Annotated in this window: 17 protein-coding genes; 11 read left to right on the forward strand and 6 right to left on the reverse strand. The window is 40.4% G+C overall.

Annotated elements, in window-relative coordinates; genetic code table 11:
• Window positions 1-347: 347 nt before the first annotated feature.
• The 5 genes from AC0YOD_RS22275 (at window position 348) to AC0YOD_RS22295 (ending at window position 5,094) form a co-directional block, all read left to right on the forward strand.
• Window positions 348-1,781, forward strand: coding sequence for a stalk domain-containing protein (locus AC0YOD_RS22275; RefSeq protein WP_475801530.1), 1,434 nt, complete (start codon window positions 348-350; stop codon window positions 1,779-1,781).
• Between the two features lie 439 nt (window positions 1,782-2,220).
• A complete protein-coding gene (locus AC0YOD_RS22280; RefSeq protein WP_475801531.1) occupies window positions 2,221-2,760 on the forward strand; it encodes an RNA polymerase sigma factor in 540 nt (179 codons plus the stop codon).
• Complete coding sequence (locus tag AC0YOD_RS22285) at window positions 2,750-3,673, forward strand: hypothetical protein (RefSeq protein ID WP_475801532.1); 924 nt, start codon at window positions 2,750-2,752, stop codon at window positions 3,671-3,673. Before AC0YOD_RS22280 ends, AC0YOD_RS22285 begins: the two co-directional genes overlap by 11 nt.
• A 244-nt stretch (window positions 3,674-3,917) precedes the next feature.
• Window positions 3,918-4,376, forward strand: coding sequence for a hypothetical protein (locus tag AC0YOD_RS22290; protein ID WP_475801533.1), 459 nt, complete (start codon window positions 3,918-3,920; stop codon window positions 4,374-4,376).
• 178 nt (window positions 4,377-4,554) lie between these two features.
• Complete coding sequence (locus AC0YOD_RS22295) at window positions 4,555-5,094, forward strand: DJ-1/PfpI family protein (protein ID WP_475801534.1); 540 nt, start codon at window positions 4,555-4,557, stop codon at window positions 5,092-5,094.
• Between the two features lie 558 nt (window positions 5,095-5,652).
• Here the strand turns inward: AC0YOD_RS22295 and AC0YOD_RS22300 are convergent.
• On the reverse strand, window positions 5,653-6,327 hold the full coding sequence (locus tag AC0YOD_RS22300; protein WP_475801535.1) for a DUF4097 family beta strand repeat-containing protein: 675 nt from the start codon (window positions 6,325-6,327) through the stop codon (window positions 5,653-5,655).
• A gap of 282 nt (window positions 6,328-6,609) precedes the next feature.
• A complete protein-coding gene (locus AC0YOD_RS22305; RefSeq protein ID WP_475801536.1) occupies window positions 6,610-6,879 on the reverse strand; it encodes a hypothetical protein in 270 nt (89 codons plus the stop codon).
• Window positions 6,880-6,962: 83 nt separating this feature from the next.
• Here AC0YOD_RS22305 and AC0YOD_RS22310 point away from each other — a divergent pair, with 83 nt between their 5' ends.
• Window positions 6,963-7,757, forward strand: coding sequence for a MerR family transcriptional regulator (locus AC0YOD_RS22310; protein ID WP_475801537.1), 795 nt, complete (start codon window positions 6,963-6,965; stop codon window positions 7,755-7,757).
• A gap of 528 nt (window positions 7,758-8,285) precedes the next feature.
• Here AC0YOD_RS22310 and AC0YOD_RS22315 read toward each other — a convergent pair.
• Window positions 8,286-9,143: an SDR family NAD(P)-dependent oxidoreductase gene (locus tag AC0YOD_RS22315; RefSeq protein WP_475801538.1), complete on the reverse strand. Its 858-nt coding sequence runs from the start codon at window positions 9,141-9,143 to the stop codon at window positions 8,286-8,288.
• 174 nt (window positions 9,144-9,317) lie between these two features.
• On the opposite strand from AC0YOD_RS22315, the gene AC0YOD_RS22320 reads away from it, so the two are divergent.
• From AC0YOD_RS22320 to AC0YOD_RS22330, 3 genes are all read left to right on the forward strand, one after another.
• A complete protein-coding gene (locus AC0YOD_RS22320) occupies window positions 9,318-9,824 on the forward strand; it encodes a MerR family transcriptional regulator (RefSeq protein WP_475801539.1) in 507 nt (168 codons plus the stop codon).
• A gap of 218 nt (window positions 9,825-10,042) precedes the next feature.
• Window positions 10,043-10,495 carry a hypothetical protein gene (locus AC0YOD_RS22325; protein WP_475801540.1) on the forward strand — a complete coding sequence of 151 codons (453 nt, stop codon included), beginning with the start codon at window positions 10,043-10,045 and terminating at the stop codon, window positions 10,493-10,495.
• Window positions 10,496-10,624: 129 nt separating this feature from the next.
• A complete protein-coding gene (locus AC0YOD_RS22330) occupies window positions 10,625-11,008 on the forward strand; it encodes a hypothetical protein (RefSeq protein WP_475801541.1) in 384 nt (127 codons plus the stop codon).
• Between the two features lie 107 nt (window positions 11,009-11,115).
• On the opposite strand, the gene AC0YOD_RS22335 is transcribed toward AC0YOD_RS22330, so the two are convergent.
• From AC0YOD_RS22335 to AC0YOD_RS22345, 3 genes are all read right to left on the reverse strand, one after another.
• A complete protein-coding gene (locus AC0YOD_RS22335; protein WP_475801542.1) occupies window positions 11,116-12,072 on the reverse strand; it encodes an ABC transporter permease in 957 nt (318 codons plus the stop codon).
• Window positions 12,065-12,985 (reverse strand): ABC transporter ATP-binding protein, encoded by a 921-nt coding sequence (locus tag AC0YOD_RS22340; RefSeq protein ID WP_475801543.1) that lies wholly within the window; start codon window positions 12,983-12,985, stop codon window positions 12,065-12,067. Before AC0YOD_RS22340 ends, AC0YOD_RS22335 begins: the two co-directional genes overlap by 8 nt.
• 751 nt (window positions 12,986-13,736) lie before the next feature.
• Entirely contained in the window at window positions 13,737-14,579 is an 843-nt protein-coding gene (locus AC0YOD_RS22345) for an NAD-dependent epimerase/dehydratase family protein (protein ID WP_475801544.1), read from the reverse strand.
• 52 nt (window positions 14,580-14,631) lie between these two features.
• On the opposite strand from AC0YOD_RS22345, the gene AC0YOD_RS22350 reads away from it, so the two are divergent.
• Window positions 14,632-15,543, forward strand: a complete 912-nt coding sequence (locus AC0YOD_RS22350; protein ID WP_475801545.1) for a helix-turn-helix transcriptional regulator — start codon at window positions 14,632-14,634, stop codon at window positions 15,541-15,543.
• A gap of 126 nt (window positions 15,544-15,669) precedes the next feature.
• Entirely contained in the window at window positions 15,670-16,227 is a 558-nt protein-coding gene (locus AC0YOD_RS22355; RefSeq protein WP_475801546.1) for a DEAD/DEAH box helicase family protein, read from the forward strand.
• The last annotated feature ends 90 nt before the right edge of the window (window positions 16,228-16,317 follow it).

Below are 16,317 nucleotides of genomic sequence, written 5' to 3' on the forward strand. Positions count from 1 at the left end.
AATAGCTTTCAAGTTGGTAAGTTCAAAATATCAAAGTTGATCATTGGTGTTGAAAATCCTGAAGAAATAAGTAAAAATATTTCCGAAAGAGTGAAGTGATAATTTGTTGATGAACTGTTCTTTGAACTAACGGGGAACGATAGTTGAATAACACACATGATGAGCAGGCGCTACGGTGGCCTGCTCTTCTTATTAGGCTAACGGGCAGGATAGTTTAATAAAACGCCTTTTTTAACAGAAAAATATCTCTCTATGCAACTTGAAGGAAAAAAGTGAATCGCAACCTTTATCGATTAGGAACGTCAAACCATGTATAGACACCAATAGAAGAGGAGATAGGAAACGTAATGAGCAAGGTTATAAGTAAACTCTTATCAGGGCTATTGTTGGTCCTCGTCGTTTGTCTTAGCTTGCCTGGACAGGCATCTATGGAGCAGGCTTCTTTGGAAGTAAACTTTCAGGACGAGCAATTGGAGCGAGCTATCAAACAAGTATTACAAAAGAATGAAAATGAAGCCGTTATGCAGAAAGATATGGAATCCTTAACCGTTGTTGATCTTTCAAATCGAAGAATTAAAAGCCTGCATGGCTTGCAATACGCTTCTAATTTGACGCACCTTGATTTATCTAATAATGAAATTAATGATATTGAACCGCTCAAATCATTGACTAAGATTCGGGGTCTCGATATTTCGAGGAATCAGATCGTTTCAATCGAGGCTTTATCCTCGATGACGGATATGGGTAGTTTGCAAGCGAACTCGAACAAAATTGCGTCAATTGAGGTCGTTAAGAGTTTTCCGCGATTGCATACGTTCGAAGCGAATGATAATCAAATCTCGAGCATACAGGCTTTATCGACGGCTACACAAATAACATGGCTAGAAATGAACGGGAATCAGATTGAGAATATTGGGCCCTTAAGCAAATTGATCAAGCTAAAGAATTTGGATCTCGCGAACAATCGGATCACGGACCTGAGTTCGCTTAAACCACTGTCCAAAAGCATGATGAATCTTAACATCGGGAGCAATCGGATTTCAGATATTGGCGCACTTGAAGGAATGACTCTAATGAGATCTCTTTATGCGGAGAACAATCAAATCAAGGAGCTTGCCCCTTTGAAAAAGCTGACGAACCTGGATACCTTGAATCTCACGTCTAATTTGGTTTACAATCTGGAGCCTTTGAAACCACTTTTGCAAATAAGAAACTTGTACTTATCTGATAACCGAGTATGGAACTTGGAGCCGATTAGAAACCATAAGTTCGATACACATTATGATACAGGAGCGATAAGATATGGTTTGCAATTAAATGATAACTACTTGGACCTGGGGAATACAACCAAAACGTATCAGCTTCTTAATAAGCTTTCTGGGGAAGGATACCCTAGTAATCAGCTGAAAGCCCAACGATTAGTAATCGGCAGCACGACCGCTTACGTAGGGGAAAGTGCTTTTAAGCTCAGCACAGCCCCATTTATAACGTCGAGCCGTACTTATGTACCGATTCGATTTGTGTCTGAACGGCTTGGTTCTGAAGTATCTTGGAACCAAAGCAAAAAAGAAGTAACGATCCACAAAAACAACATGACAATCCGCTGGGTCGTAAATGAGAAGAAAGCGGTCGTGAATGGACAAACGGTTTCTTTTGATACGCCATTGCTGTTGAAGAAAGGCAGTACGTTTGTACCAGTACGTTTTGTGTCTGAGCTGCTGGAATCGACCGTAGAATATATGGCGAATCCCAAAACTGTAATCATATTCGAGAAAAAATAACTCTGCATATTCCAGCTGTTCTTACCCGCATAAATTGCGGGTTTTTGTTTTCAATTAGACATGTTCTTGGAACATGCTAATGTGGCGTCCTTTTCTACGGAACTAACAAAAAGGAAATATAGTATGAGCTTACAATGTCGTTAAACTAAACGGTAACGATAGTTGAATAACAAAAGGGCTGCCAGGTGGCAGCCCTTCGTCGTTAAATTCAGTTTTTATCAAACGATAGTCCATCAGCAAAGGTTAGTGGTATTATATTTTCTGTATATAAAGAGTATCAAAGCCACTCACCTCCACTATATTAACCCCGACTGCAAGAGGTCGGGGTTTTGCTTTTTTACACAACTTAGCTAGCTCCAAGTTTTCTTTCAAAATTACTTAGGAACTTAGGGAACTTTGGGCACTTAATCTTGTCTAATAGGTTGAGAGGAGGAAAAACATGGAATCCGAATACTTGAAATATATACAAGAAGTCGAAAGTACCGAATTGTATAATCTTATGACTCAATACGGGGACGATGTGTGGAGATATGCCTACGCATTAACCAAGAATTACGAACAATCAAAAGATATTGCACAGGAAGTCTTTATTAAGGTTCATTACAAAATGTCTACGTTTCGGGGACAATCATCTTTCAAAACGTGGTTATTTTCCATTACAAGAAACATTGCGATTAATGAGATGAAGTCTAGCTACTTTCGCAGGATTCTGTTGTTCGAGAATGTGAAGTACAAACAGAATGTTCAGTCAGCCGAGGTTGCATATATGGGGAATCAGGCGGCTGTGGAAATCCGAGAAATTATTTTGGGTTTATCACGAAAGCTACGAGAGGTTCTTATTCTGAATTTGGAGCATGAATTGACTATTCAAGAAATGGCAAAATTGCTCAATATACCCGAAGGGACGATAAAGTCCAGACTGAACAGAGCGCGTAAGGAAGTTGAAAAGAAATGGGGGAATCTGGTCGATGGAAACTGAGAAACGGAATTGGTCAGCAATGGTTAAGGCAAGTGTAGTAGGAAAAGGAGTATTCTCTGAGGAGATGAAACAAAGGGTAATTACACGGGTTGAGCAGAATCAGAGGAAGAATATGACCAGACCTCTCTTCTACATTGTTGCACCGCTAATTGGTCTTATGATCTGCATATCAATTCTACCTCTCTTTGATCAGCTGCCTTCTGCCTTTCAATTTATAAAGTTAACAGACACAGAAGCGACAATGGGTTCGGAAGCTACCTCTATTGATGAGATTGTACTGAATTATGAGCCTGCTAAGGTTCTAAGTGTCATTCCTGATACAGATAAGGCAGTTAGAGGATGGACTTTACAACGTGTAGCGTTAAACTCTATAGAAATTAAGGAATCAGTCTCCTTAGATGATTTAGGGGTATATATGGATTACACAAAATCAGAGGATGCACCAATTTCATATTTTGGATTCCAGCTTACAAACGAGGAGTTTTACGAGATTGGTTATGGGAAAATGAGTGAAGTGAAACTTCAGAAAAGTGATGCTTTTGGATTGGCTGATTTTCGATTGGATGGTAAATGCGGCCCTGAGAGAAGATGTGTGTATTGGATTTCCTCAAATCAAGATGGGGTTGTAGTATATGAACAAATGGATGCAGAGCACATTTATGAACAAGATCTGGACGGTGATGAAGTAACGGAGGCTATTGTTCTGACCCATGCACAGGAAATTTATATTTTTAAAAACATAAATGGTCAGATCAATTCTGTACATGTTCAAGAGGCATTAAAGACGGAATATGCGGATACAGTAACTTTTAATCCCGACAATCAAGTATTTCAGCTAAGCAATAAGTATGAAACGAAAAGCTATCGATATGCAGCTGGAGCGGATACGCTAAGCCAATTGCATGAACAATGAGATTGATAGTACAAAAAAATAGTATCATGATGCGAAAAATTACGAATTTTTAACGCCAAAAATAAAAGGCTGATGTATTAATAAATACATCAGCCTCTTTATTTTATAATTAACACTGCAAAATTCAACAAAGGTGATTTATTCAATATCCAAAATGCTCATCTTATCGCTGTTCGTTATTGATTTGAAGAAATTTGTAATCGTTTAGTATAAATATTAGTATATGACTAGGAGGTTGATTACTTTGTTAAGGAAAATCTGTGTCATTTTCGTCTTCGTTTTAAGCACCTTGACTTTAGGGTGTTCACGAGAGGAATCAAAACCATTAGTTGTACCAAGCGAATATCAACATGCTAAGGATATGCTCGATCATTTATACCAAGAGGGGCTCAACATTCAAGAAATACATAACTCTAAGTACACTGCATTTTTTAATACGAATCCAAATTACTCGATGTACATTAAAACAGATAGTGGCATATTCGAGCTTGTACATCTTGAACATAAGAACGGTAAAGAAATTGATATTGTAGAACAGGAAGCTAATGATAATGGGAAATATAAATATGTAGTTTCAGAAAATGGTGAAGACCAACTATTAATACTAGGTTCAAAAAACTATTTTAATAAATCGGACGAATACATTACTATCGCGAGAGATAAAGATTTAAATGATAAAATTAAAAAAGCTCTAAACAATTAATAAACCTGATTGTATATTCGGGAATTGTAGACATTGGCTCACAGTTTGCTACGTTTAGCTGCTCCCCTTCGTTATTAAGATAACGGGTAGTTTAATTAATGAAAGAAAGTGTACTTTTACGTATAATTGAAATACATTGTATCGTTAAACAGAGATATTTGGTAGGGAGAGAATTTTAGTGAAAAAAACAGCTGTTTTATTATATCCTCAATTCAGCGAATATGAATTAACTGTAGCGTTATCCATTCTAATGCAAGGAAAGAAACCAGTTGTTACGGTTGGATTAAACAACCAATCGATAAAAGGTGAGTCAGGGTTATCATGTGTAGCTGATGCTACTGTTGATGAAATTAACTTTGAAGAAATAGATAGCCTCTTGTTACCGGGTTGTATGGATATTACGTCGCTATATGAAGAAGAAAAATTATTTGATTTCATAAAACAAGTAGCTACTAAAGAAACGGTGATTGCAAGTATATCTAGCTCTCCATTCCTATTAGCAAAAGCAGGCGTTTTAATAGGTAAAAAATATACTGTAGGGATGACAAAAGAAAATATGGAGAAGTCTGGCGTATTCGAAATAGAAAATTACTCAGAAGATATGGTAGTGCAAGATGGAAATATAATTACAGCAAGAGGACGAGGGTTTGTTAGATTTGGGAACTATTTAGGAAAAGCTTTAAACCTTGAATTTGATGAAAGATGGTATCAAGAATAACGTAATAGGCTTCTTAACAAAAGGTTAGTTTAATAAGGAATGTAAAAGTATTTTTAAAAGCAATAAGAAGTGCTGATCATTAAGCTAACGGGGAACTTTAGTTCAACAAACAAGGCGCAGTTTGCTACGGTGAACTGCTCCTCTTCTTTATTAAGCTAACGGGCAGGATAGTTTGAATATCCAATATACGGTATTATTTTAAATATATCAATAGTAGTACTTTTTATATGCATCGGATACATTCAGTTCCAAAGGACGGTTCAAGACAGTCAAACAAAATCATGAAGGTATAAGCCGCTGTAATGCGGCTTATACTTTTTTTTGATGGAAGTCACGATTAAGCTTAATTTTGGTCCTCGGGTACATCATAAGATAATCGATTTAAGAGTCGGATCAACAATTTTATCAAGGTGATTTTCCATTACAAGAGGGATTTTTTATCGGTCATAGGCCGTTGGAATAGTCGAAGAGGTAGGACCAGAAGTTTCAAAAGTGAAACAGGGGTTATTCCTTTCAATATTGTATCTGACTTCATACGAGCTAATATTTAACTACTGGCTACTCAGAAAATTGTAAGGTAATATCGCCGTTATTTGTATAAGCAGATAATTTTTTTGAACCATTCTCTTTATTGGCAGGCAAATTGCTATCTCCTTTCTTTACCTTGCTTAAGATCGTGAAATCATCATATGACCCTAAGATTGAACCGCTAATATTTCCGTTTTTTGTTTCAAGGGTTATAGCCGTCCCTACATTCAATTTGTCCAGTTGGATATTTCCGTTATTTATGTTTACTTCCACTGTCCCTAAAAACACGATTGTTGGTAATACAATACTTTCATTTGATGTTTTTAAAGTCAAATTTTTTAAAGTTGCATCAGGTATCCATACCTGAATAGTTCTGGTTACTTGCGAGCCTTTTCCTCCGATATAGTCGTTCCATTCCTTATTACTGTCACTTACCATTGACAGTTCTTTATCGTCAGATAGATCAATCTTGTAAAAATCTTTCTCATTTTCATAGTAAACAATATGAATTTGTTCATCTTTAGATTGGAGGATATTTATTTTTTTGTCCTTTACATCAATTGTTAAGGTATCAATCTTTTGGGCAGGGATGATGTAATTTTTTTCCTCCATGGAATTGGAGTCGGAGGAACATCCTGCCAATGATATCAATAGTGTCACCAATATGCCTATAGTAGTTAGTAATTTTTTTGCAGTACTTTTCATTATAAAATGCTCCTTCGTTAAATCATTTTTCTTTTTAATATAACCAGTCCTACGAATGCCAATCCTAAGCTGCTATGCAGACAAATTCCGATATGCAACAAAGCATTAGAGTTGAACATAATGATCGTGAAAAAGTCTACCCAAATATGTTGCAAGGGTTGGATTGAAATAAATACACAAAATGATAGTCACTAAAGTAGGATCTGTCAGCCAACCATACCAATATGACTGCATAGACAGCAATCCATGCAGGAATATAGCCGTCAATAGCAAAAAGGCAAACTACTGAAGAAATGCAAGGATAACACCATTTTCCCACCAGCGGCAAAGTTCAAGCAGATTGACTATGATTTGTGTCTTATTGATGGGGTCAACTACCAGATGGATAAATGTATTCACCATTGATACCAAAACTGCGGTAATAGCATAGGAGTAAATACCACAGGTCTCAATCTTTAACGTAAAGTCCTTAAGGACAAATGCTTTTTGATAATCCTTTGATACATGATTTAGTTCTATCATGTTTGCCTTCCTCTCTGGTAATAAATTCATTTTTGTATTTCGTTGCGTTTATCAGTCGCATATGTTTTAATCATCATAAACTTTTGTGTTACAAAAAGGTCAAGAGGGTAGATATGAACAACTATTTTACAATTAAGCAAGCAGCAGAGATCGTAGAGATGACCAGTGAGACCTTACGGCATTATGATCGTATTGGATTAGTCAAGCCATGCCATAAAGATGAATTGTCGGGATATCGATACTATTCCGAGCAGGAGCTCGTAAAGCTGCAAACCATTGAACTGCTCAAAGCAATGGATCTTACTTTAATGGATATTAAAGATATTTTGCAGCAGAATGATCTCTCTAAAGTAATTGCATTTCTAAAACAGGCAGAAAAAAGAGCAGACGACAAAATTGCTCGTCTGCAGTATGCAAAATCGAAAATTAAACGTGCCTATCTACATTATGAAAATAAGTTCCACAACGGTTATAGTCAAAGTGAAAATTACTTTGTCAGACACATAGAGGAAAGGGTAATTATGCTTTCGAATAAAATGGAAAGCCCCACACTTAAGAATTTATGGGACTATCACAGACATTTCTATCAACAAATTGAAACGTCTCTACATTCACAATTTCTGTTTGAAGATATGGCGGGAATGTTCACGACTGAAGGAATAACACGGTTATTTGCTGTTTGCTTGAAATATCCGTCTTTAGAGGAACTGACTGTTCTACCAGAAGGGGACTATCTGTGTGCAAATTGTACCGAAGAGAATAAGAATGCTGTATTACAAAATTTACTTGAAAGGGCAAAGACGGAATACGATGTGTGTCCAGATTTTGTTCTTCATAACATTATTGTGACTGGAATATTGCAATGGGATTATCAGATACAACTGTTCATTAAGAAACGCACATGTTAGATTAAATACAAAGGAAAAGGTTTAGGAAAAGAAAATTGTTTGATTGAAAGTCGCTAATTTAGCGGCTTTTTTTGATTAAGGAATTACGTTTCTTGCCCCTGGCTGAGGACAAGAACGTTATACTTCCCCGATTAGAAAAATATTTAACTATAGTTCAAGCCTTTGAAGAGGACTTTAAGAAATCTAATGATTGTAATGTAATTGCACATGAGATATTGAAGGCAATACACGAACGAGGATTAAGCTAACGGGAAATGTCGGAGGACAAGAATATGAGCCGATTAATTACCGCGTAAATCGCGGTTTTTTTGCTTTATGGGTACATATTCTTGGCAATGTGCAAAGTCAAGAATATGTACCGAATGCCGAAAAACGCCAAGAATGTATACCGATTGCTGACAGGAGAGGTGTTTTTATGGAATCCATCGGAACTGACTTGAGACGATAGTTGAATATCATAACTTTGAGCAGGCTACCAAAGCCTGCTCATTTTATTAAACTAACGGGCAGGTTAATACAGCCGTAAGGTTAAAAATTACGTTGTAAAAATTCGTGTTCGTAAATCATATTAATCCTTTCCAAAACGTTCGGCGCTTGATCTTTAAATTTTATTTCGGCAACCTGACCTTTCAGCAAAAATACGCCGGTCTCATTATGGTGTTCCCCGAGAGCACCCTCATACAGCTTGTCCGCGCCATGGGTAGGAGGTGAGAAAAACAGCTTCATCAACGGTATAACCAATATGGGCAGTCCGGATTTTTTTCCTTTTCTTAGCGTATTATTGCTACCCGGGTCAACACTGCGGATCTTGATGTCGTCCTTGGCAAGTTGCGACGCGATGGCCTGAGTCCACAGCGAAAGCGCTAGCTTTGAAGTGGCGTAAGGACCAATCAGCTTGCGGAAGGTTTTGGGGCGCTCTAGAATTTCGATATTAAACTCTTTCGTAAACTTTAGCGCTGAAGATGAGGTATTGATCACCGTTTTTAAGCTACCGCTTTTTATGAGTTCCTTCAATTCCATAAGAATGATATACGGAACGACCGTCAACAGCTCATAATGCTTTTCGCGTCTTTGTTTCGAATAGCTCAGCTCAGGAAAGGACCCGCCGGCGTTGTTGAATAAAATATCGATCCGCTGTTCCTTGTCTTTTATCTCTTCCAAAGCCCTTCTCAAGCTGGCATAATCGGCAAGATCAGCCGTTTTATAAATTCGAAGCCATCCACTTTTGACGGCTTCTTGGATTCTCATATCGTCCGTCGGAAAGTCGGAACGGTTCAAAGCAACCACCTGCCAGTCCTCCGACAGCAATTTGCGGGTTAATTCCAACCCGATCCCGGCGCTTGCGCCCGTAATCAATGCTATATTTTTATGTTGGTTCTTGTTCATAGTACGTCTCCTCCTGATATCGATATATACCTGATAGTGAACACTCTATAACTTGGAGTCGACTCCAAGTCAAGGCGCAAAAAAAAGTTTTTGTCCTAATGATAAGAGACTTGACTTGGAGCCAGCACTAAGATGGTATAATACACAAAATAACAATTTCCGGGAGGGAACAGGATGAAGGAAGAGCAAACTTTTACGATAAAGCAAACCACCGAGCAAACCGGAATTTCTGAGGATACGATCCGTTATTACGAAAAGATCGCGCTTCTGCCCCGTGCAGACCGGAAGGATAACGGGCACCGCATCTACCGGCAGGAGAACATCAATACGATCCGGCTGATATCTTGCCTGAAAAAAACGGGAATGCCGTTGGATGAAATTCGGCCTTTTTTGGCGGTTTCCGCCGATTCTGATCCCGCGGAATATCCCGAACTGGTGGAACACTTAAGGAGCCACCGGGAAAATATCGTCAGCCAAATAGCCTCGCTGCAGCAGGTCGTCGATTTTATTGACATGAAGTTGGACGAGGGGAGATACCGACGGGACTGCTCTGATGAAAGTCAGGTCGGCGTGTCAGAGAAAACGATGGGAGAACCGAAACCAAAATCTGTCTCAACCGTTGAGATGAGTTATTTTTCCGTATCGGCCAAAGCGGGCAAGTCATCGTCTTCCGCAAGATAAGCTCGCAATAACAAGGGGGAGTACCAGCGAAGCTGACACCACCGGCAAACATTTGTAAATATCTGTTTGAAAGGGTTATTGTTTGCGATGCGCGGCGGCCAGTTTCTCGCACAAACTGCTACAGAGCGTTGAGCTAACGAGACACGATAGCGCAATAAAATGCAAGGGAAGCCTGTCAAAGGCCGGTTGCTTATTCCAATGAATATGGAGGGAAGACGTTGTCTTTAGAAATGCGAATTACTGGTTTGTGGTCCTTAGATGACTTATTTGCTCCGGGCGCTATGGAGGATGTTATTGTTACTTTCCTCCCCAGTGGTGAAGGTTGGTTGTACTTTGCTCATCCATGCCAACATATTGTGGAAAAGTTCAAATGGGTAATCGATGAGCGCGATTTACTTCACATTAAAGGAACGACGACAACAATGTTCTATGATGTAGAAGAAGGCGACGAGTTAGCGCTGGATAGCTTTTTTGATGAAAGATCCGATTTGGAAATCCTCGATGTAAAGGTAGATATTAAGAAAGAGATTACTCCCCGCGGGGAAAATGAGGTGATTACATTTTCAAAACCATTGTGGTTTACAGATAACAAATTTGCTTTAGTACATAGAGAATTCGCTCGTATTAAACCGCCTTCATTTAGTTATAGTTGGCGTTCAACTAACGGGTAACGATAGTTAAACACCAGAAGGGCTGCCGCGTGGTAGATCTCCGTTACGCTAACAGGCAGTTTTCTTCAACAATAATAAACGCATGTGTGGTACAATTCGGGTTATCTTGGGAATGAGGGGGATTACAAGGTGAGAAAAATAATAATTCATCACACAGTGATTAATTCTATAGATAAAACCGGATTAATCTATACCGACTTCGAAGGTAATCAGGCTCAAATTCGATTCGATGAGTGTAGAAAGAACTGGGTTAATTATGCAAACTCATCGACTGAATTTGAAAAAACCGATTTAAAAGAAGAAGAAACAAGCTGTGTCGGTTGGAGAGATGCTTTTGACAAGACGCCATACATTGAATTCTTCACTGAACCAAGAGCTCGATTCGTTTTTCCTTACAAAAGAACATTTTACGAATGGATTCGAAAATTGCATTCACGCAAAGGTTACAAGTATTTCCGAGCTACGTGTAATGAATTAGAAGCACACGGCTGGTCAACTTTTGACTTAGGATAATAAATATTAAGATTGCTCTAACGGGTACGTTAATTGAATTAAAACAGAAGAACCTCGACACAGCTTCTTGTAAGCAGTGCCCGAGGTTCTTAGTATTGGAATGGCCCTTAAGCGGCGACGTCGCGTCTCGTAAACAGTAGCCAAGCTAAGAATTGGAATACAATGTAGTAGGCGACGAGTATCATAATCGAGAACGTCAACGTCATTTCCGGTCTTAGCGGCGACCCACCTTGCATATATTGCGTCAGGTCGATGTTGGAGAAGAGCAAATACTTGACCCAGCTATAGCCGCTGAGAAGCGCCGATAACGTATTGCCGACCAGCATGAACAGAAGCGAAAAGGCTATAGCCATCGAAGAGCTGCGGAACGCGGACGAAATCATGAAAGCCATCGTTACGTACATGAGCATTGATACGATCGAGAAAGCGTATTTCTCCAACGAATTCAAGAAATAGGAACTTTCTTGGATAACTCCGCCATCGGTAATCGATATTTTTGCTTGGCTTGTTCCTTCGAAGCCTTCGAGAATACCTCCGGCCGCGTAAGCAGACGCAAATGTCAATATGAGCAGCAGAAGCGCGAACCCAAGCGTGGCGATGTACTTGCTGATCATAATCTTCGTGCGCGAAGCCGGACCGACAAGCAGCAGCTTGATCGTGCCCCAAGTGAATTCGGCCGCAATCATATCGGCAGCGATAATGACGGTTAGAATCGTCGCTAAAATAATTAAGTATGATGATGTATCTACATAATTCCATAATGACAATTCGTTAGGATTTATATTTTGTTCCAAATTATATTCATTGAGCTTGATCTCGTTAGCGAAGTATGTTTTGTCCTCTTCCGAGAGTTCTTTGTTTTCTTGAAGCTCCTGCTGCATGTTGCTATTCCGTTCGGTCAGGTTGTTTTGCCAGTCGATCGTATTATTTTGGCTTGATTCCCACTTCATGATGCCGCTCATCAATGCGATTGTTAAAACGAGGAAGGCGATCATAAGCCATGTACGAGGACGACGATATATTTTCATATTTTCGTTTCGAATTAGATTAGACAGACTAGACAACCATCTCACCTCCGGTAATTTCCAAGAACTGTTCTTCAAGCGACTTCTGCGCCACTTGAATGCCGAGCACGTCAATCTCCGAGCTTACAAGCAGCCTGGTAATATCGGGGATGGCAGCTTTGTCAGCCGCAATTTCGAGCTGATTGCCTTTCACCGTAATGCGGGTTGCATCGAAGATGGCGGATAGCAGCTGTTGAGCGGCAAGTAAATCGCCGACTTCGATAACGATTTTCGACTGTATCGAATCGCGAGTTTCCTGCAACGAGCGAATATCAATGAGCTTGCCGGCTTGTATTATCGCAACCCGGTCGCACATAAGCTCCATTTCGGACAGAAGATGGGAAGAGACGATGACAGAGATGCCTTCTTCTCTCGTGAGCTTGCGCAAATAATCGCGCAGTTCTCGAATGCCCGCAGGGTCGAGCCCGTTTGTCGGCTCATCAAGGATGAGCAACGATGGACGATGCAGAATCGCTTGGGCAACGCCAAGCCGCTGCCTCATGCCGAGAGAGTAACGCTTAACCTTCTCGTGAATACGGTTCTGAAGTCCGAGAAGCTTAACGACCTCATTGATCCGTTCCTTCGTAATGCCTTTATGCCGACGGGCAAAATGAACAAGGTTTTGATAACCGGTCAAAAATTTATACATTTCCGGGTTTTCGACGATCGCTCCTACATGCGTCATGGCAAGCTCGAAGTGCTCGCGGACGGATACACCTTTAATTAGGGCCTCGCCCTTCGACATCGATATCAAGCCAACAATCATCCGTATTGTTGTCGTCTTACCGGCACCGTTCGGTCCGAGAAATCCGAATACTTCGCCTGCGGGTATATCGAAACTAAGATTGTCGACAATCTTACGTCCACCAATCGATTTGGTCACGTTGCGAAGCTGCAAAACGGCTTCTGTCATGCGTTAAAACCTCCTAGTATTATCATACATATGAACTATACTGGAAGTTGCTTTGTCATAAAATAGACCTTTGATCAGGATTTCCCCCCTGCTTAGGTCGAGTATGAACATTTTTCAAAGCATTTTTTAAACAAATACTTAAAAATATGCTTTTTAAAACAACTAAGGATTATTTACAACATAATGAGGTATCTCTCGAATTTGAACAGGAGGGTATAGGTGCACTGGTTTAGATAGCTCTATGCGGTGAACAGAATCATAAATTGAAGTTCTGATCATTGCCCTGACTAGACAAAACCCGAAAGATGATCACTTTTTCTAAAGTGTCTATCTTTCGGGTTGCAGTTCAGCCACGGCAGCTGCCCCTTGGTATTATTAATCTAACGGGCAGGATAGTTGTGTAGCACATTGTTGAGCAGGCGTTAAATCAGCCTGCTCTTTTTATTAAACTAACGGGCAGGTTGTGGAGAATGAATAGTTGTTTTTAACAGGATTCATTTCATCTCTCCCTGTTTGTGTAGAATTTCCGGCAGCACTTACGTTTTCTTCTTGTCGCTCCATAGCATCGCTTATCATAAGGGATCTCAAGTCCCAACCCAGCCTCAATCATGGTCATGACAAGTAGGGGTGAACATTATAGCGCTCGGGATCGAGTCCCACGGGCAGTTACGTATGACCAGCCTACCTTTATCCTCCATTTAATTGAAAAAAGGATCAACCAGAAAGAACTGGTTGATCTCATTCATTTGCATCATAGTGTACCTGCATCTCTTGCCGAATAGAAAGAAGGAAAGATCGGACGATAATTTAATTCGCTCCGTATGCGCGCTGTATCCACAATCATGTCCCAAGGATTAAATTCACACTGTTCGGATTCTGCAGAAATTTGTTCGCTATGTAGATGAAACAACTCCCTTACTGAGATCGGAGCATCGTCGGCAACATTATAGATTCGTCCATCTATTCCAGGAGTGGATGCGGCAAGTAATAGCGCTTGGCTGACATCTGCATGGTGCACCATATGAAATCGTTTGGCGGGATTCCATGCTCGCATCATCGGCAGAAATTCAGAGATATGGGGGTCGCGTTCACCATAGACAAAAGCAAGTCTTATAATGCGTAACCCTAATCCATGCTCATTATGAAGCCGCAACAGCGCTTCCTCAGCTTCTGCTTTTGTTCGAGAATAAGGCAAGGAGGGTCGCAACTCGTCATCTTCTTGGCTTGGTCTCGAATAATTCAAGGGACCGTATACCAAATTGGTACTAGTAAAAACGAACCTTGGCACATCTGCCTTCAAAGCCGCGCGAGCTAAAGCTATACTTGCATCGATGTTTGACTTTCTCGCGATGTTCTCGTCTACTCCGCGGAACTGTGCAGCCAAGTGCACCACGACATCTGTACCCCGAAGAGCGTCGACCAAATTGCCCGCCTGAAAAACATCTCCTTCTAATACTTCAGCGCCTTGCTGTTGAAACAAATCCGCATTTGAAGCGTTTCGAACCAAGAGTTTGACATGATGACCCCGCTGCAGCAAACGCGGAACAAAGCGGCTTCCTACTTTCCCTGTTGCTCCTGTTACAAAAATGTTCATTTTCCAATTCCTCCTAAGTTTTGCTGATGCTATACTGGCATTATGACAGAATGTGAAATCGGCTTCCTTCCTGTCTTTATCGTATGATTGGCAGTGTCAGGATAAGGAGGAATGGTCAATGGAAGTTATCTCGTCCAAAATCTCGTTAGGTGAATTTTTGCGTTCGCGTCGAAAACGTCTTACTCCAGAGGAAGTAGGGTTACAAACCTATGGACGACGTCGGACGCCAGGGCTTCGAAGAGAAGAAGTGGCCCACCTAGCCCATATCGGAACATCGTGGTATACCTCTTTGGAACAGGGCAGAAATATAAATCCATCAGAGGATGTACTTAATAACATAGCAAATGCGCTGAGATTGAATAAGGATGAACGTAACCATCTTCATCTTCTGGCAAGTCCGGTTAAACAGGCAAAAGTGGAAGATCATGAACTGAATGTCGGTTTGGAGCGGATGGTATGGGCTCTTGAACCGAATCCTGCTTTTATCTTGGGAAGAAGTTGGGATTTGCTACTATGGAACCATGCATCAGAGATCGTATTTCGACTACCAACATATTCAAAGAATATGCAGCAGAGACCCAATTGGATGAGACGGTTTTTGACGGATTCCTCGCTTAAGTCGAACAATGAGGATTGGGCGGCCAAGGCGTACGTCATGATTTCACGCTTTCGTGCGGATTATGCACACTTCCCTAATGATGTGAGGTTTAAGTTGCTTATTGAGGAATTTATGCAGGTTAGCGAGCTATTCCGGGAGGTTTGGCCACGACATGACGTACAGGTCATTGCTGACTGTCACAAGCGATGGAACGACTCTCGTTTTGGAGAGATGGACTTTGAACATGTGACCTTGCAACCGCCGACCGATCCGGAGATAAAAATTATGATTTATACCGCATCTATGGATTCAGCTGCGCGTTTACAAGGTTTACTGGGCATTACAGATAACGCGGAGAAAAAGTGAACAAACAAGGAGCAGTTGCTGCCGCAGCAACTCTCTTTCTTTTCTAAGCTAACTGGCAGTTTAGTGCAATAAAACTTGACCAATTGTAGTACTATTATTAAAATAACTTCGAAAAGTGGTGATATCATGAAATTTGTTTTGATATTTGGTCCTCAGGCAGTAGGTAAAATGACAGTGGGGCATGAACTGGAAATGATATCTGATTTAAAATTGTTCCACAACCATATGACGATAGAATTGCTGGCTCCTTATTTTGGCTTCAGTAGTGAAATGTGGGGATTATCGGATAAATTCCGTCAGGATATATTTGAAGCGACCGCCGCCAGTAATATGTATGGAATGATATTCACATATGTATGGGGATTCGATTTGCAGAGCGATTGGGATTACGTAGATAAAATTTGTAAAATATTTGAGGATCAAGGTGCGGATGTCTATTTTGTTGAGCTTGAAGCCGATCTTGAGGAGAGAATAGAGCGTAACAAGACTCCCCATAGACTTGAACATAAACCGACAAAGAGAGATATCACATTCTCTGAACAGGATCTAAAACAGACAATGGAGCAACATCGATTGAACTCGTTAGAGGGAGAAATTAAAAAAGAAAACTATTTGAGAATAAACAATACGAAAATCAACGCTCGTGAAGTTGCTGAAATCATAAAAAATGGATTCGCTTTATAACGATTCTTGTTAAACTAACGGGGAACGATAGTTCAATACTGACAGGGCTGCCGCATGGCAGCCTTTTGTTCAACTAACGGGCAGGATACT

The sequence above is a fragment of the Paenibacillus sp. J31P13 genome (assembly GCF_056269295.1).